This is a genomic window from Arthrobacter rhombi, assembly GCF_039526245.1.
Lineage (GTDB): Bacteria > Actinomycetota > Actinomycetes > Actinomycetales > Micrococcaceae > Arthrobacter_H > Arthrobacter_H rhombi.
In genome coordinates, this window is sequence record NZ_BAAAIV010000006.1 from 68,827 (window position 1) to 85,507 (window position 16,681).

Sequence of the window (16,681 nt, forward strand, 5' to 3'; positions counted from 1 at the left end):
CTACGACCATGTCCGAGAACCAGCAGATCACGGCCTCGACCTCGGAGCCGGAGGAACGGGCCATCGAGGCGGCCCTGCGCCCCAAGAACCTCCACGACTTCGTGGGCCAGGCACGGGTCCGCCAACAGCTGTCCCTGGTGCTGGAAGCCTCCAGGATCCGGCAGCGTTCCGCGGATCACGTCCTGCTCTCGGGCCCCCCGGGGTTGGGCAAGACGACGCTGGCGATGATCATCGCCGCGGAAATGAACGCGCCCTTGCGGATCAGTTCGGGACCGGCGATCCAGCACGCCGGCGATCTCGCGGCCATCCTGTCGTCGCTCACGGAGGGCGAAGTCCTCTTCCTGGACGAGATCCACCGGATGAGCCGCCCCGCCGAGGAAATGCTCTACATGGCGATGGAGGATTTCCGGGTCGACATCGTCGTCGGCAAGGGTGCCGGGGCAACCGCCATCCCGCTGGAGCTGCCTCCCTTCACCCTCGTCGGCGCGACGACCCGTGCGGGCCTGCTGCCCGGGCCATTGCGTGACCGGTTCGGGTTCACGGGCCATCTGGAGTTCTATTCGACGGACGAGCTGGAGCTGGTGCTGCGCCGGTCGGCCATGCTGATGGACATGTCGGTGAATTCGGCGGCCTTCGCGGAGATCGCCATGCGTTCCCGGGGGACTCCCCGCATTTCCAACCGGCTGTTGCGGCGGGTCAGGGACTGGGCCCTGGTCCATGGCATCGAACAGATCGACGCCCGATCCGCCTCGGCGGCCCTGGACATGTACGAAGTTGATTCCCGGGGCCTGGATCGGCTGGACCGCAACGTCCTGCTGGCGTTGTGCACGAAGTTCGGTGGTGGCCCCGTCGGCTTGTCGACCTTGGCGATCGCGGTCGGCGAGGAAACCGAGACAGTGGAGACCGTTGCCGAACCGTATCTGGTGCGTGAAGGCCTGCTGGGGCGGACTCCCCGCGGTCGCATTGCCATGCCTGCTGCCTGGGATCATCTGGGCCTGGTGGCGCCTGCGGGTGCTGCTTTCGGCGACGGGACCGGAGCACAATTCGGGCACCCGGGCGAGGCCGTCGACGGCGATTCCTAGGACTCCGGCCCGGAACGGCACGGTTCGCACTGAGGTCCCGGTCACGGAACGTCCAGCATCGACCTATACAATGGTGACTTGCCCTCCAGTGCGCTCTCTAGCCGGCGTGCACGGAAGCCCCCAGAACAGAAACAGGTAGTAACCCTTGACCTCCACGATATTGGCCCAGGCTGCAGCACCGGGCTTCGACCCGATGACCCTCATCCTCATTCTGGCGTTCGCGTTCCTCATCTTCATGATGTTCCGCGGCCGCAAGAAGGCGCAGAAGCAGCAGCAGCAGTTGCGTTCGCAGCTGGAGCCGGGCTCGGAGGTCATGACCAACTTCGGTCTCTTCGGCACCGTGCTGTCCATCGATACCGATGACAACAAGGTCACCCTGGAACTGTCGCCGGGTACCACCGCCACCGTGCACTCCCAGGCCATCGCCAAGGTCGTGCCCGTCGCCACCGCGGAAACCCCGGAACAGGCCAACACGTCGCTGAACCAGGACGAGGCCCCCGCCGGGCACTCCAACCAGGGCGAAACCCCCGAGGAGACGTTGCGTCGCCTCGACAGCGAAGGCAAGAACCAGAACGACTAAGTGCATCGCGGCGTCTGGCCCCCAGGGCCCGGCGCCGCGTTCTGCCGTACTTCGATGCCTTCCACTGGTGTCTTGAGCAGAAAGTCCCACCATGACTAAGACTGGCCCGATCAAGCACGCGCGGCGCGCGCTGTTGTGGCTCGGCGTGATCATCATCGCGCTTTCGGCGGTGCTGATTTCCGGCGTTGCCACCAATCAAGCGAGCTTCGCCCCCAAGCTCGCCCTCGACCTCGAGGGCGGGACCCAGATGATCCTTTCGCCAAAGGTCCAAGGCGGAGCGGCCATCAACCAGGATCAGCTGGACCAAGCGGTGAAGATCATCCGCCAGCGCGTTGACGGCTCCGGCGTGTCCGAAGCCGAGATCACCACGCAGTCGGGACGCAACGTCGTCGTCTCCATGCCCGGTGTTCCCGATGAGAAGACCCGCGAGCTGATCCAGGCGTCAGCGAACATGGAATTCCGCCCGGTCATCCAGGCCGGCAGCTGGGATGCCACACCGAAGGCAGAACGCACGAAGGCAGCCGACCTGCCCAAGCCGGACAAGAAGCCGGCGAACGGGTCGGACACCAATTGGATCGATGCCAACTTGCAGAAGAAGTTCGAGGCCTACGACTGCACGGCAGAACTGGCGAAGTCGGATATCGAATCCGCGGACCCGTCCAAGCCGAGCATCTCCTGTGACCCGGACCAGCACGTCAAGTACATCCTGGGCCCGGTCGCCATTCCGGGCACCGACATCGCCAACGCCACATCCGGCATGCAGACCTCGCAGCAGGGCTTCAACACCGGAAAATGGGTGGTGAACCTGGAGTTCAACGGTGAGGGAACGACCAAGTTCCGTACCGTGACCGAACGCCTCGTCAAGATGAAGGGCTCGCAGAACCAGTTCGCCATCGTCCTGGACGGCAAGGTCCTCTCGGCTCCGACGACCAACGCATTGATCGCTGACGGCAAGGCCGAGATCAGCGGCAACTTCACCGAGGAATCCTCCAAGGCGCTGGCCGAGAAGCTGAAGTACGGCGCACTGCCGATCAGCTTCGAGATTCAAAGCGATCAGCAGATCTCCGCCACGCTGGGCTCGGACCAGCTGCGCATGGGCCTCATCGCCGGCATCATCGGCCTGGCACTGGTCGCCCTGTACTCCTTCTTCCAGTACCGCCTGCTGGGACTCGTCACCATGTTCTCCCTGGTGGTCGCGGGCATCCTGACCTATCTGGCCATCGTCTTGCTCGGATGGGCCCAGAACTACCGCCTCTCCTTGGCGGGTATTGCCGGCATCATCGTCTCCATCGGCCTGACTGCCGACTCGTTCATCGTGTACTTCGAACGCATCAGGGACGAACTCCGCGACGGCAGGAGCCTGCCCTCCGCCGTGGAAACCGGTTGGAAGCGGGCCAAGCAGACCATCATCGCCTCGAAGGCGGTCAACCTGCTGGCGGCGGTGGTGCTGTACATCGTCGCGGTCGGCAACGTGAAGGGTTTTGCCTTCACCCTGGGTCTGACGGCCATCGCCGACCTCATCGTGGTGTTCCTGTTCACGCACCCGATGCTGCAGATGCTCTCCAAGACGCGGTTCTTCGGCGAGGGACACCGCCTCTCCGGACTGGACCCCTCGCTGCTCGGGGCCGAAGCACTGTACAAGGGAGCCGGCAGGCTGCGCGAATACCGGCCGACACCTGAGGCGGGCAAGCGCAATGTGGGCGCCTCCAAGGAGGCTGCCCGACGCCAGACGATCGCCGAGCGACGGCAAGCCGCCCGATCCGGTACAGACCAGTCCTCCGCGACGAAGGAAAACGACAATGCCTAATCTCGCTTCATGGGGCAACGACCTCTACTCCGGCCGGCGATCCTACCCCTTCATCGCCAAACGGAACCTGTGGTTCGCGATCGCAGGGGTGCTGGTCCTCATCGCGATCATCATCCCCGTCGCCAAGGGCGGCTTCAACCTGGGCATCGAGTTCCGGGGTGGCTCGGAGTTCACGGTCTCGCAGGTCACACATACCGACATCAAGCCCGGAGAGGATGCCGTCAAGGCTTCCGCACCGGACCATGAGCCAACGGTCACCAACATCGCGGCGAACACCATGCGCGTGCAGACCGACCGGCTCTCCAACACCCAGACGCTGCAGGTAGCCGACGCCCTGGCGACCGCTTACGGGGTCTCTGACTCCGAGGTGACGTCCTCCTTCGTCGGGCCCTCCTGGGGTGCCGACGTGTCGCAGCAGGCGTTCTGGGGGCTCATCGCGTTCGTCGTGCTGGTTGCGCTGCTGATGGCCATCTATTTCCGGACCTGGAAGATGTCGCTGGCAGCGATCATCGGCCTGTTCACGGTGGTCATCATCACGGCCGGCATCTATTCGCTCTCGAACTTCGAAGTCACCCCGAGTGCGATCATCGGTTTCCTGACGATCTTGAGTTATTCGCTCTATGACACGGTGGTGGTCTTCGACAAGATCCGGGAAAACACGGCCCATACGTTCAACCAAACAGAACGAACGTTCATCGAACAGATCAACCTGGCGGTCAACCAGACCCTGGTCCGATCGATCAACACGTCGGTGGTGGCCGTCCTCCCGGTGGCCTCGATCCTGTTCATCGGTTCGTACCTGCTGGGAGCCGGCACCCTGAAGGACCTGTCACTGGCCCTGTTCGTGGGCATCATCGTGGGCACCTTGTGCACGATCTTCGTCCAGGCCCCGCTATATGCGGTTTTCCGCCACGCGGAGCCCGAGGTGCGCAAGCACAACGAGAAGGTCCTCTCCAAGCGTGGGGTGAGCACAGAGTCGCAGGCCGCTACCGCCGGATGACGCCGGGCGGTCCGGGGTGCTGCATGTGACCCCGGGCCTCTCCGGGTGCTATAACCTTGAATGACGGACGGGCCACGGTTGGGAATACCCACCCGTGGCCCACCAGTACCACGGCCCGGGCGCACGATGCACTCGGGGTCAGCGAGAGGAGCTGCCATGGCGGAACCCACAGCCCGGGCAGCGCACGAAGCCGAACAACCGGCACCGGCGCCGCCTACACCGCCGACGGCACGCCGCCGCGGTGGCACGATGTCCCGTCTGGCCCGCTTTGCCGGCCGGGGAACCTCCGGCCAGCCGCCGATCCTGGAACCACTGTTGCGCACCGTGCGGGCCAACAGCCCCCGGGAAGACCTTGACCTGATCACCCGCGCGTTCACGGTGGCCGAACGGTGCCACGAGAACCAGAAGCGCAAGAGCGGTGACCCCTATATCACCCATCCGGTCGCCGTGGCGACGATCCTGGCCGAAATGGGCATGACCGGAACCACGCTGGCAGCGGCATTGCTGCATGACACGGTCGAGGATACCGACTACTCGCTGGACGACCTCAGCCGGGAATTCGGCGACGAGGTGGCCATGCTGGTGGATGGCGTCACCAAGTTGGACAAGGTCCAGTTCGGTGACGCGGCACAAGCCGAAACCGTCCGCAAGATGGTGATCGCCATGGCGCGTGACATCCGGGTCCTGCTCATCAAACTCGCCGATCGGCTGCACAACGCCCGCACCTGGCGTTACGTCTCTCCGGAATCCAGCGCGAAGAAGGCCCGCGAGACACTGGAGATCTTCGCTCCGCTGGCCCACCGGCTGGGCATGAACACGATCAAATGGGAACTCGAGGACCTCTCCTTCGCCGCACTGCACCCGAAAGTGTACGAGGAGATCGTGCGCATGGTGGGGGACCGGACTCCCGAGCGGGAAAAGTACCTGGCCACCGTCAGGACCCTGATCGCCGAGGATCTGCACCAGGCCCGGATCAAGGCAACGATCACCGGACGCCCCAAGCACTACTACTCCATCTACCAGAAGATGGTGGTGCGCGGTAAGGAATTCGACGACATCCACGACCTGATGGGCGTGCGCGTGCTGGTCGACACGGTGCGGGAATGCTACGCGACCCTGGGAAGCCTGCATGCGCGCTGGAATCCGCTGCCCGGGCGTTTCAAGGACTACATCGCGATGCCCAAGTACAACATGTACCAGTCGCTGCACACCACGGTGATTGGTCCCGGCGGCAAGCCCGTCGAGATCCAGATCCGCACGCACGATATGCACCGTCGCGCCGAGTACGGCATCGCGGCGCACTGGATGTACAAGTCGGGTGCCGATAAGACCCGGGCCCTGGGCCACGACGGCCAGGACATGAACTGGCTGCGTAGCGTCATGGACTGGCAGCAGGAGACCCGCGACCCCAGCGAATTCCTGGATTCGCTGCGTTTCGAGATCAATGCCGCCGAGGTCTTCGTGTTCACGCCCAAGGGCGAGGTCATGGCGTTGCCCGCTGGATCGACCCCCGTGGACTTCGCCTACGCCGTCCACACCGAAGTCGGCCACCGGACCATTGGTGCCCGCGTCAACGGCAAACTGGTACCCCTGAACAGCGAACTGCACCATGGTGACTGGGTCGAGGTCTTCACCTCCAAGGCCGAAGGAGCCGGTCCCAGCCAGGACTGGCAGGGATTCGTCAAGAGTCCGCGCGCTCGGAACAAGATCCGCCAGTGGTTCACCAAGGAACGCCGCGAAGAGGCGATCGACAAGGGCAAGGACCAGCTCACCCGGGCCTTGCGCAAGAACAACCTGCCGCTGCAGAAGCTGATGACGCACGATACGCTCACGGCTGTGGCGCAGCAGTTGCGCCACAGCGACATCGCTGCCATGTATGCGGCGGTCGGGGACGGGCATACCTCTGCCCAGAATGTCATCGAGCATCTGACGGCCCTGGTTGGTCCTACCCACTCGGATGAGGCGGACTTCGACGAGACACCGTCGTTCACGCCCGGCACGTCGCGGCAGACCTCCGACGCCGGTGTGGTCGTGGCCGGTGCCGGGGATGTCATGGCCAAACTCGCCCGCTGCTGCACCCCGGTGCCTCCGGACGCCATCCGCGGTTTCGTCACCCGTGGGTCGGGCATCTCGGTACACCGGGCTGACTGTGCCAACCTGTTGGCCTTGGGGGCGGAATCCGAGCGCCTGGTGGAAGTGAAATGGGCTCCCACCCAGTCCAGCGTGTTCCTTGTCGAGATCCAAGCCGAGGCCTTGGACCGCAAGTCGCTGCTCTCTGATGTCACCAAGGTGCTCTCCGATAACCAGGTCAACATCCTCTCCGCCAGCGTGGTCACCGGACGTGACCGGGTGGCGATCTCGCGCTTCTCCTTCGAGATGGGCGATCCGAAGTACCTGAACCACATCCTCAATGCCGTGCGGCGCATCGACGGCGTGTACGACGTCTACCGCACCTCCGAGGGAAAACGCAGGAGCTAGCGCAGCGCGCTGAGCTGCGGCAGGTCCTCCACCAGCTCCAGTGCTGCGCGCTTGCCCGGTCGCCGGCCCGTCGCTTCAATCGCGTCCAGGAGTTGCCCGCGCGAGCATCCTGCACGCCGGCTGCCGACCATCCTGCGTAGGATCCGACGTGCCACTGGAGGTGGTGCGTGGAAGGCGACGTCCAGCGCAGTTCGTGCCGGAGTGGTCACCATCATCTGGCCGATCATCAGGATCTCATCGTCGGCGAGCAGGCACTCATGCAATGAAATGCCGATATCGGGACGGCGCAGCGGTAACCGGTGGAACCTGAGCACCAGCAATTGCAGTTCCGGCGGCTGGGAGAGATAGCCGTGCACCCAGGCGGCGGTGAGTCGGCCAACGACTGCCGCTTCGCGCAACCGGGGGCCGACATATGCACCGACGGCTGCGGTGCGGACCTCAGCGCATTCTGGCGCGGCAGTGCCGACGTAGGCTCCGGGGAGCACCCTGCGGAGCACGCCCTCGCCCGCGAGCACGGACAGCTCCGGTGCGGTAAAGGGATGCCCGGGTTGGTAGATGGCCGTTTCGGCCGGGCCGGCCAGCTGCTCTGTCATGAGCACACTCTGGCAAAGGTGCCGTCCAGGAGAAAGGGCCGGTCACCAGTCTGTGGATACTGGTGACCGGCCCCTCACAGGGTGGCGTCAGGCGGGGGAACCCTCCCTCCCGTCAGCCCTCGATGGTCGTCTACTCGAAGTCCTGCGCGGACTTCTGCAGCGTTTCCAACCAGGCGCGACGCGCGGACAAGGCCTCTTCGGCGTCGCGGATCTTTCGATCGTTGCCCGAGGTCTTGGCGGTCTCCAGATCCGATTCGAGATCGGCGATGGTGTCCTCGAGCTGGCTGAGCATGCTGTTAGTCCGGGCCTTGGTTTCCGGGTTGGAACGACGCCACTTCTCGTCCTCGGCATCACGCAGCGCGTCTTCCACAGTGCGCATGCCGCCCTCCATACGCTGCATGGCCGAACGAGGCACCTTGCCAGCGGCTTCCCACCGGTCACGGATCGGCTCGAAGGCCTTCTTGGCCGCGGCCAGGTCCTTGATCGGTAGCAGGGCGCGCGCTTCGGCCAGGATGGCTTCCTTGGCAACCAGGTTGGCTTCGAATTCCTGGTCGATTTCCTCGTTGGCCCTGGTCCGGGCATCGAAGAAGACGTCCTGGGCCGCACGGAATCGTGCCCACAGGGCGTCGTCGTCCTTGCGGGAAGCCCGCTTGGAGGCTTTCCACTCGTCCATCAGCCGGCGGTATTCCCCGGCGGTGTGTCCCCAGTCAGTGGAACTGGAGAGGGCCTCAGCGCGGGCGATGAGGTCTTCCTTGGCGCGCTTGGCGTCCGAGTTGTCGGCATCGAGCTGGGAGAAGAACGCCCGGCGGTGCCGGTCGAACGTGGTGCGGGCGCCGCGGAAACGCTTCCAGAGGGCGTCCTCCGTGGGACGGCCCAGACGCGGACCGTTCTTCTGGGCGCTCTTCCACAGGTCGAAGAGCTCGTTCATCCGGTTGCTGCCTTGCTTCCACTGCACGCTGGCCGGGTCCTGGGCTGCCAGCGTCTCGGCTTCAGCCACGATGGCCTCACGGGCTGCGAGCTCACGGGCGCGGTTCTCCTCCTGCGCCTGGCGTTCGGCCTTCTGCCGCTCGGCCACCTCGCCGCGGACGACGTCAAGACGCGCCTGCAGGGCCTTCAGGTCCCCGACCATGATCCGCTCGGTCACCAGTTCCTGGAGGTGGTCCAGGGTCTTGTTCATGTCAGCCGCGGGTGCCTGCGCTGCCACGCGCTGTTCCAGCAGGAGCAGCTGGCTCATGACGTCGTCGTGCTTGCGGACGAAGTAGGCCAAGGCCTCTTCCTGCGAGGCATCGGGGTACTGGCCGACCGGGAATTCCTCGCCGTCGACCAGGACGAAGACGTGGCCGTCCTCGGTGACGCGGCTGTGCTTGGCGGCCTCGGTCAGGTCGCTGCTGTAAGCCGGCGGTGCCGGAACAACCGGGGCGGACGGTGCCTGCTGGCCCGCAGTCGCGGTGGCCGGGCTCGGCTTGGCCGGCGGGCGGGGGACAGCACCGGGTGTGGGACGCGGTGTGGCTGCCGGCTTCGGGGCCGGAGTGGGCCGGGGCGCCTCGGCTGCCGGTTTCGCGGGCTCGGGGGCCGGAGCCTCGGCGTCATCCGCCGGAACGGCGGCTGCGGGGGAGGCCTCGGCGTCGTCCGCCGGAACGGCGGCTGCGGGGGAGGCCTCGGCTGCGTCAGCGGGTGCCGTGTCGGAGTCCTGTGCCGCGGGCGCGATGGGCTCGGGCGTGGGGGTTGCGGCATCTTCGGGGGCTGCCTGGTCGGGGGTGTTGGCTTCGACGCCTGCCACTTCGTCGGGCTGCTGGGCGTTGTCGTCGGATTGCTTGGAGCTGGTCACCGCTAAAACTCTTTCGTTGGGGATTGTCCCGGGAGTACCCCGGGACCCATGTTTCCCCCGTCACTTTACCGAGTCGCCGCGTAAACACGGTAGTTTGCCGCCAGCCGGGTCGCCATGCCGGGAGCGAACGTCCTAGAATTGTGCGGTTACCGCCCGTTTTCCGTCCCCTCGCTGGCGACGCGGACGGTGCAATTCCCCGAACTTTCGCGAAGGAGCTCCACCCGATATGGCACGCAAGGCCTCCCTGTCCGGTTTCCCCGAATGGCTGCCCAACGAACGCCTGGTCGAGCTTCATGTGCTGGACGCATTGCGTCGCACCTTTGAACTGCACGGTTTCGGGAACATCGAGACCCGCGCCGTGGAAACGGTGGGACAGCTGCTGCGCAAGGGCGAGATCGACAAGGAGGTCTACGGGCTCTCCCGCCTGCAGGCCGACGAGGCCGAGGCGGCCGGCACGGACCCGAACGCCCTGGCCCTGCACTTCGACCTCACCGTGCCCTTCGCCCGCTACGTGGTGGAGAACGCCGGACACCTGGCCTTCCCGTTCCGGCGCTACCAGATCCAGAAGGTCTGGAGGGGAGAGCGCCCCCAGGACGGGCGGTTCCGCGAGTTCACCCAGGCCGACATCGACGTCGTTGGTGACGGATCGCTGCCTTTCCGCTACGACGTCGAGCTGGCCCTGGTCATCGCCGATGCCCTGGGCTCGTTGCCGATCGGGGAGTTCACCGTACGGGTGAACAACCGCAAGCTGGCCGAGGGCTTCTACCGCGGCCTGGGACTCCAGGACACCGCCGGCGTCCTGCGCAGCATCGACAAGCTGGAGAAGATCGGCCCCGACAAGGTGGCCGAATTGCTCATCAGCGAAATCGGCGCCACCGAAGAGCAGGCCCGTGCCGCCCTGGCCCTGGCGTCCATCCGCACCACCGACACCTCCTTCGTCGAACAGGTCCGCGCCCTCGGCGTCGAGGACGAACTCCTGGACGAGGGCCTGGCGGAACTGACCGAGGTCATCGAAGCCGCCAGCCAGCGCGCCCCGGGCACCGTGGTTGCCGACCTCTCCATCGCCCGCGGCCTGGACTACTACACCGGAACCGTCTACGAGACGGTCCTGGTCGGCCACGAGAAGCTCGGCTCCATCTGCTCGGGCGGACGCTACGAATCACTGGCCTCCAAGGGCAACCGGGTCTTCCCGGGCGTGGGGCTGTCCATCGGCGTCTCCCGGCTGGTTTCCCGGCTGCTGGCCGACGGCGGACTGCAGGCGAGCCGTGACGTGCCGAGTGCCGTCCTGGTGGCCCTGAACGACGACGACTCCTGGTACCAGGCACAGGATGTCGCCACCGCACTGCGCGGGCGCGGCATCTGCGTCGAGGTGGCGGCCAAGGCCGAGAAGTTCGGCAAGCAGATCCGCTATGCGGACCGCCGGGGGATCCCCTTCGTCTGGTTCACCGCGGCCGACGGCACCCACGAGGTCAAGGACATCCGCAGCGGCGACCAGGTGGCCGCGGACCCACAGTCCTGGACGCCGCCGGCCGAGGACCTGCAGCCCGGAATCTCCGCCTCCTGAGCCCCGATTGCCCCGGCGCCACCGGCTGCCGGTAAACTCGGAGGCAATCCACGAATCACAGCGCGTGCCGTGGCCCGGTCAAGCACCGGTTGGCATGCGAAGAACCCCTCGAAAGGACATCAGTGCTGCGCACTCACGACCTGGGCACGCTCAGGGCCGAGCACATTGGACAATCCGTCACGCTGGCCGGCTGGGTAGCCCGCCGCCGGGACCACGGAGGGGTTGCCTTCCTGGACCTGCGTGACGCCTCGGGAGTGGCCCAGATCGTCGTCCGCGACGAGGCCGACTTCCACTCCCTGCGCAACGAGTTCGTCCTGCAGGTGACCGGCACCGTCGAGCGGCGCCCCGAGGGCAATGAGAACCCCGCCCTCGCCACCGGTGAGATCGAGGTCATCGCCGATGCCGTCGTCGTGCTCAACACCTCGGCCCCGTTGCCGTTCCAGGTTGACGAGCACGTCGAGGTCGGCGAGGAGGCACGTCTGCGCCACCGCTACCTGGACCTGCGCCGTCCGGGCCCCCACGCCAACATCCGCCTGCGCTCCGAGGTCAACCGGGTGGCACGCGAACTGCTGCACGGTGAGGGGTTCGTCGAGATCGAGACCCCGACGCTGACCCGTTCCACGCCCGAGGGTGCCCGCGACTTCCTGGTCCCGGCCCGTCTGGCGCCCGGATCCTGGTACGCGTTGCCGCAGTCCCCGCAGCTGTTCAAGCAGCTGCTGCAGGTCGGTGGGTTCGAGAAGTACTACCAGATCGCCCGTTGCTACCGCGACGAGGACTTCCGCGCGGACCGCCAGCCGGAATTCACCCAGCTGGACATCGAGGCCTCCTTCGTGGAGCAGGACGACATCATCGCGTTGGGCGAGGGGATCGTGAAGGCCCTCTGGCAGCTGATCGACGTCGAGGTCCCAACCCCGATCCAGCGGATGACCTACGCCGATGCCCTGCAGAAGTACGGTTCCGACAAGCCCGACCTGCGCTTCGGCCTGGAGTTGACCGAGCTGAAGGACTTCTTCAAGGACACCACCTTCCGTGTCTTCCAGGCCCCGTACGTCGGCGCCGTCGTCATGCCCGGCGGGGCTTCGCAGCCGCGCCGCACCCTGGATGCCTGGCAGGAATGGGCCAAGCAGCGCGGTGCCAAGGGCCTGGCCTACGTCCTGCTCCAGGAGGACGGGACGCTCACCGGCCCCGTGGCCAAGAACCTCACCGACTTCGAACGCGAGAACCTTGCGGCCACCGTGGGCGCCCACCCCGGCGACTGCATCTTCTTCGCCGCCGGCACCCCTTCCGAGTCGCGCGCCCTGCTCGGTGCAGCCCGCGTGGAGATCGGCCACCGTACCGGCCTGATCAAGGACGGCGACTGGGCGTTTGTCTGGGTCGTCGACGCGCCGATGTTCGAGTCCGCGGAAGCCGCGGTCGCCTCCGGTGACGTGGCGGTTGGCGCGGGCAAGTGGACCGCGGTCCACCACGCCTTCACCTCCCCGAAGCCCGAGTTCCTGGACACCTTCGACCAGGATCCCGAAAACGCACTCTCCTACGCCTACGACATCGTCTGCAACGGCAACGAGATCGGCGGCGGTTCCATCCGCATCCACCAGGGCGACGTGCAGGAACGCGTCTTCAAGCTGATGGGGCTGGACGAGGAAGCGGCACAGTCCAAGTTCGGCTTCCTGCTGGAGGGCTTCAAGTACGGTGCCCCGCCGCATGGCGGCATCGCCTTCGGCTGGGACCGCGTGGTGCAGTTGCTGACCAACTCGGATTCGATCCGCGACGTCATCGCGTTCCCGAAGACCGGTGGCGGCTTCGACCCGCTGACCCAGGCCCCGGCGCCGATCACCGCGCAGCAGCGCAAGGAAGCCGGAGTCGACTCGAAGCCCGAGCCGAAGAAGACACCGAAGGACGAGGAAGCCGGAGCGGCGAAGTAGCCGTACCCCCGCTCCAGCAGCCCACCACGGGGCGCCCGCAGCAGCTGCGGGCGCCCCGTGGCGCATCCCCCGATACCGACACCACCAGCGAGAGGCATCCCGTGCCGACCATGGAAGAACAGATCAGCGCAGTGCTGGACCAGGACCGTTTGGCTTCCACCGGGCGCCGCGTGGTCCGGCTGCTGTTGTTCGGGTTCGGGGTGATGCTGGTCTTCGTCGCCGTGCGCCTGTCCTTCGACGACGGCTGGACCGGCGCTTCCTTCAACGGGCCCTTCGTCCCCCTGCTGCCCGCCGTCGCCCTGGGGCTGGCACTGGTCTATGGCGGATGGATGATGTGGACCCGGGGAAGTCTCCGGGCCGCGGTGTCCCTCGGAGCGGCAGCAGTGGTGGTTTTCGTCGGGGGCATCGCACTCGTCACGCGCTTGCCCGAGGACATCTTCCCCGGGCTGCCCAACTGGGCGATGGCCCTGGCCGGGGTGGTCGCGTTCGTGGTTGGGGTGCTCCTGCGCGAGGGCCCGGCCCGCGGGCTGGACGGTGCGGGCGGCGTCGACCCGGAGGCCCGATCGACCCGCATCCGGCATCTGCTGATCGGCCGCTACGGATTCCCCCGGGGAGTGGCTGCCGCCGCCGCTGCGTTGCCCGAGGAACCCGCGGGCCACACCGCGTCCTCCGACGCCGATGCCCTAGCCACGCACCCGGAGGTCGTGGCGGCACGGCTGGCCGCCCGCACCCCGGAAGCCGCGGAACGGAGCATCCTGCTCCGGCGCCTGGCCTGGCTGCTGGCCGTCGCCCTGTGGCTTGGGCTGGTGGGCGGCCCCCGGGTCCTCGAGAACGGGCTCGCCGGGGAAGGTGCCCTGGTGATGGGGCTCGGCGTCCTGGTCCTGTGCTGGTCGCTCTGGCGGCTCCTGCCGGCGCGCCGCACCGCCGACGCCGCCACGTTGCTTCAACGCCGCCGCGCCCGCGCCCGGCGCATCGCCCTGATCATCGACCCGCACGCCTAGGGCGCCCGTCGGTTCAGCCCGGGAGGTCGGCGGTATCGACGATGAGCGTGAACGGCCCGGAATTCACCAGCGACACCTCCATGTGCTCGCCGAACACCCCCTGCTCCACGGCCGCTCCGAGCCCGCGCAGCCGGTCGATGAATTCCCCGTACAGGGGTTCGGAAACGGCACGCGGCGCTGCGGCCGACCAGCCGGGCCTCCGCCCCTTGCGCACCTCCCCGTAGAGCGTGAACTGGCTGACCACCAGCAGGGGAGCGCCGGTGTCCGCACAGGATGCCTCGTCCTGGAGCATCCGCAACCTGAAGATCTTCTGCGCCAACCGGGAGGCATCGGCCGGCGTGTCGCTGCCCGTCACGCCGAGCAGCACCAGCAGGCCCGGCTCCTCGATGGCGCCCACCACCGCCCCGTCGACCTCGACCGAGGCCCGGCCGACCCGTTGCACTACAGCTCTCACACCCATGTCCTTCGTCAGTGGTTCATCGTCCCGTCCACGGTAGCGGTCCCCGGCGCCGACCCCGGCAGGCACTAGGGTGGATGGGTGAGAGATTTGCTCAGCCCCCAGGACGACGCCGAGGACGAGCCCGGACACGGCCCCTCGCGTCCGCGTCCGCCGCTGGCGGTGCGCATGCGGCCCCGCACGGTCGCCGAACTCGTCGGGCAGCAGCACCTGCTCAAACCCGGTTCCCCGCTGCGCCAGCTCGCAGGTGTCGACGGCCCCGGCCCGTCGGGACCCTCCAGCGTCATCCTCTGGGGCCCACCCGGCACCGGCAAGACCACCATCGCCCACGTCATCGCCCGGGCGCCCGGCCGCCGGTTCGTTGAACTCAGCGCCATCACCGCAGGTGTCAAGGACGTCCGCCGCGTCATGGACCAGGCGTTGACCGACCGTGACATGAACTCCATCACCACCGTCCTGTTCCTGGACGAGATCCACCGTTTCACCAAGGCCCAGCAGGACGCACTGCTGCCCGGGGTGGAGAACCGGTGGGTCGTGCTCATTGCCGCCACCACGGAAAACCCGTCCTTCTCGGTCGTCTCCCCGCTGCTGTCCCGTTCCCTGCTGCTGACCCTGAAACCGCTGGAGGAAGAGGACATCCGCAGCCTCGTCGTCCGTGCCGTGGAGGATCCCCGCGGCCTCGACGACACGGTGGCCCTCGAACCCGAGGCGCTGGACCACATCGTCCGTCTCTCCGGTGGCGATGCCCGCCGCGCCCTGACCGCGCTGGAAGCCGCGGCCGGCGTCGCCTGGGGCGAAAGCGCCGGTGCCACCTCCCCGGAGCACGACGGCGATGCCCCGGCCGAGGGGCGGGAGGCGCCCGCTGAGCGGATCACCGTGGACACCTCCCACGCCGAGCGGGCCATGGACGCGGCCGTCCAGCGCTACGACCGGGCCGGCGACCAGCACTACGACGTGATCAGCGCGTTCATCAAATCGATCAGGGGTTCGGACGTCGACGCCGCACTGCACTACCTGGCGAAGATGATCGAGGCGGGGGAGGACCCCCGGTTCATCGCCCGGCGGATCATGATCAGCGCGTCGGAGGACATCGGCATGGCCGACCCCACCGCGTTGCAGACGGCGGTGGCCGCCGCTCAGGCGGTCCAGCTGATCGGCATGCCCGAGGGGCGGATCATCCTCGGCCAGGCGGTCGTCCACCTGGCCACCGCGCCGAAGTCGAACGCCGCCTACAACGGGATCAACGCGGCCATCGCCGACGTGCGGGCCGGCAAGGGCCAGGGCATCCCCGCCCATCTACGCGACGCCCACTATCCCGGGGCCGGCCAGCTCGGCCACGGCAAGGGGTACATCTACTCCCACGATGCCCCGCACTCGATCGCCGCACAGCAGTACGCGCCGGATGACCTCGTCGGGCGCGACTACTACACCCCGAACGCCAACGGCAACGAACGCGGCATCGGGGAGCGCCTGGCCCGGATCCGGCGGATCATCCGCGGGCGCTGAATGCACGACGGCGGGGCCCACGATGCTAGGATGGATCCTTGGCTGGCAAGCCGATCCCATCCGCATCACCCTTCGGGGGGCACTGTGTGCCGCGGTGGAGATCGCGTTGTAGTACCAAGGGAGCGGCTTCCCTTAACTCTCCGACATGGAGGCCAGTAACACACAGTCGCCGAAAGAGAAGAAGGACACCAGTGGCTAACAACACCCGTGCCCGCCGTAAGGTTCGCCTCTCGCGTTCCCTCGGCCTCGCCTTGACCCCCAAGGCTGAGAAGTACATGGAACGTCGTCCGTATGGCCCCGGCCAGCATGGACGCGCCCGCAAGAAGCAGGATTCCGACTATGCAGTGCGTCTGCGCGAAAAGCAGCGTCTGCGCGCCCAGTACGGCATCCGCGAATCGCAGATGGCCCGCTACTTCGAGGAAGCCAAGCGCACCTCGGGACAGACCGGTGAGAACCTGGTCGAGCTCCTCGAGATGCGTCTGGACGCCCTGGTTCTGCGTGCTGGCTTCGCCCGCACCATCGCCCAGGCCCGTCAGCTCGTCGTCCACCGCCACATCGTGGTCGATGGCCAGCGCGTTGACCGTCCCTCGTTCCGTGTCAGCGAAGGCCAGCTGGTCGCCGTTCACGAGCGGTCCGAGACCATGGTTCCGTTCCAGGTTGCCGCCGCCGGCGCGCACCGTGATGTCCTCCCGGCCGCTCCGGCCTACCTGGACGTCAAGCTGGAATCGCTGCAGGCCCGCCTCGTGCGCCGCCCGAAGCGCTCCGAGGTCCCCGTGACCTGCGAAGAGAACCTCGTCGTCGAGTACTACGCCCGCTAGGAACCAGCGTCAGCTGAATTCCGGGGCGCTCGATGCGCACCACAG

13 protein-coding genes are annotated in these 16,681 nt (G+C 67.0%); 10 read left to right on the top strand and 3 right to left on the bottom strand.

Translation table 11 applies throughout. The features are described from left to right. Positions 1–8: 8 nt before the first annotated feature. The 5 genes from ruvB to ABD088_RS06290 all read left to right on the top strand — a co-directional run bounded on the left by ruvB (position 9) and on the right by ABD088_RS06290 (position 6,947). A complete protein-coding gene (gene ruvB / locus ABD088_RS06270; protein ID WP_343900844.1) occupies positions 9–1,082 on the top strand; it encodes a Holliday junction branch migration DNA helicase RuvB in 1,074 nt (357 codons plus the stop codon). A 145-nt stretch (positions 1,083–1,227) separates the two neighbouring features. Next, positions 1,228–1,662 carry a preprotein translocase subunit YajC gene (gene yajC, locus ABD088_RS06275; protein ID WP_343900845.1) on the top strand — a complete coding sequence of 145 codons (435 nt, stop codon included), beginning with the start codon at positions 1,228–1,230 and terminating at the stop codon, positions 1,660–1,662. Positions 1,663–1,753: 91 nt separating this feature from the next. Further along, a complete protein-coding gene (secD, locus tag ABD088_RS06280) occupies positions 1,754–3,469 on the top strand; it encodes a protein translocase subunit SecD (protein WP_343900846.1) in 1,716 nt (571 codons plus the stop codon). Then, complete coding sequence (gene secF / locus ABD088_RS06285; protein WP_343900847.1) at positions 3,462–4,469, top strand: protein translocase subunit SecF; 1,008 nt, start codon at positions 3,462–3,464, stop codon at positions 4,467–4,469. Before secD ends, secF begins: the two co-directional genes overlap by 8 nt. Before the next feature lie 249 nt (positions 4,470–4,718). Further along, the gene (locus ABD088_RS06290) at positions 4,719–6,947 is read left to right on the top strand and encodes a RelA/SpoT family protein (RefSeq protein ID WP_343900949.1); all 2,229 of its coding nucleotides are present in this window, start codon (positions 4,719–4,721) and stop codon (positions 6,945–6,947) included. Here the strand turns inward: ABD088_RS06290 and ABD088_RS06295 are convergent. Both ABD088_RS06295 and ABD088_RS06300 read right to left on the bottom strand, forming a co-directional pair. Further along, on the bottom strand, positions 6,944–7,540 hold the full coding sequence (locus ABD088_RS06295) for a type IV toxin-antitoxin system AbiEi family antitoxin (RefSeq protein WP_343900848.1): 597 nt from the start codon (positions 7,538–7,540) through the stop codon (positions 6,944–6,946). The genes ABD088_RS06290 and ABD088_RS06295 overlap by 4 nt on opposite strands. 130 nt (positions 7,541–7,670) lie before the next feature. Then, positions 7,671–9,368: a DUF349 domain-containing protein gene (locus ABD088_RS06300; RefSeq protein ID WP_343900850.1), complete on the bottom strand. Its 1,698-nt coding sequence runs from the start codon at positions 9,366–9,368 to the stop codon at positions 7,671–7,673. 226 nt (positions 9,369–9,594) lie between these two features. Between ABD088_RS06300 and hisS the strand changes: the two genes are divergently transcribed. The 3 genes from hisS (at position 9,595) to ABD088_RS06315 (ending at position 13,855) form a co-directional block, all read left to right on the top strand. Further along, entirely contained in the window at positions 9,595–10,932 is a 1,338-nt protein-coding gene (hisS, locus tag ABD088_RS06305; RefSeq protein ID WP_343900851.1) for a histidine--tRNA ligase, read from the top strand. Positions 10,933–11,054: 122 nt separating this feature from the next. Further along, positions 11,055–12,854 carry an aspartate--tRNA ligase gene (aspS, locus tag ABD088_RS06310; protein WP_343900852.1) on the top strand — a complete coding sequence of 600 codons (1,800 nt, stop codon included), beginning with the start codon at positions 11,055–11,057 and terminating at the stop codon, positions 12,852–12,854. A 110-nt stretch (positions 12,855–12,964) separates the two neighbouring features. Continuing rightward, positions 12,965–13,855 (top strand): hypothetical protein, encoded by an 891-nt coding sequence (locus ABD088_RS06315; RefSeq protein ID WP_343900853.1) that lies wholly within the window; start codon positions 12,965–12,967, stop codon positions 13,853–13,855. A 13-nt stretch (positions 13,856–13,868) separates the two neighbouring features. Here ABD088_RS06315 and dtd read toward each other — a convergent pair whose 3' ends face one another. After that, on the bottom strand, positions 13,869–14,309 hold the full coding sequence (gene dtd, locus ABD088_RS06320) for a D-aminoacyl-tRNA deacylase (RefSeq protein ID WP_343900854.1): 441 nt from the start codon (positions 14,307–14,309) through the stop codon (positions 13,869–13,871). A gap of 84 nt (positions 14,310–14,393) precedes the next feature. Here dtd and ABD088_RS06325 point away from each other — a divergent pair, with 84 nt between their 5' ends. Both ABD088_RS06325 and rpsD read left to right on the top strand, forming a co-directional pair. Beyond that, complete coding sequence (locus ABD088_RS06325) at positions 14,394–15,818, top strand: replication-associated recombination protein A (protein ID WP_372711127.1); 1,425 nt, start codon at positions 14,394–14,396, stop codon at positions 15,816–15,818. A gap of 191 nt (positions 15,819–16,009) precedes the next feature. Then, positions 16,010–16,636, top strand: coding sequence for a 30S ribosomal protein S4 (gene rpsD / locus ABD088_RS06330; RefSeq protein ID WP_343900856.1), 627 nt, complete (start codon positions 16,010–16,012; stop codon positions 16,634–16,636). Positions 16,637–16,681: the final 45 nt, after the last annotated feature.

What these genes read in the sequence shown, in the direction of transcription:
- ABD088_RS06290 (WP_343900949.1), top strand. Translation starts at nt 4,719, where the DNA reads ATGTCCCGTCTGGCCCGCTTTGCCGGCCGGGGAACCTCCGGCCAGCCG.
- secF (WP_343900847.1), top strand. Translation starts at nt 3,462, where the DNA reads ATGCCTAATCTCGCTTCATGGGGCAACGACCTCTACTCCGGCCGGCGA.
- ABD088_RS06315 (WP_343900853.1), top strand. Translation starts at nt 12,965, where the DNA reads ATGGAAGAACAGATCAGCGCAGTGCTGGACCAGGACCGTTTGGCTTCC.
- secD (WP_343900846.1), top strand. Translation starts at nt 1,754, where the DNA reads ATGACTAAGACTGGCCCGATCAAGCACGCGCGGCGCGCGCTGTTGTGG.
- ruvB (WP_343900844.1), top strand. Translation starts at nt 9, where the DNA reads ATGTCCGAGAACCAGCAGATCACGGCCTCGACCTCGGAGCCGGAGGAA.
- hisS (WP_343900851.1), top strand. Translation starts at nt 9,595, where the DNA reads ATGGCACGCAAGGCCTCCCTGTCCGGTTTCCCCGAATGGCTGCCCAAC.
- ABD088_RS06295 (WP_343900848.1), bottom strand. Translation starts at nt 7,540, where the DNA reads ATGACAGAGCAGCTGGCCGGCCCGGCCGAAACGGCCATCTACCAACCC.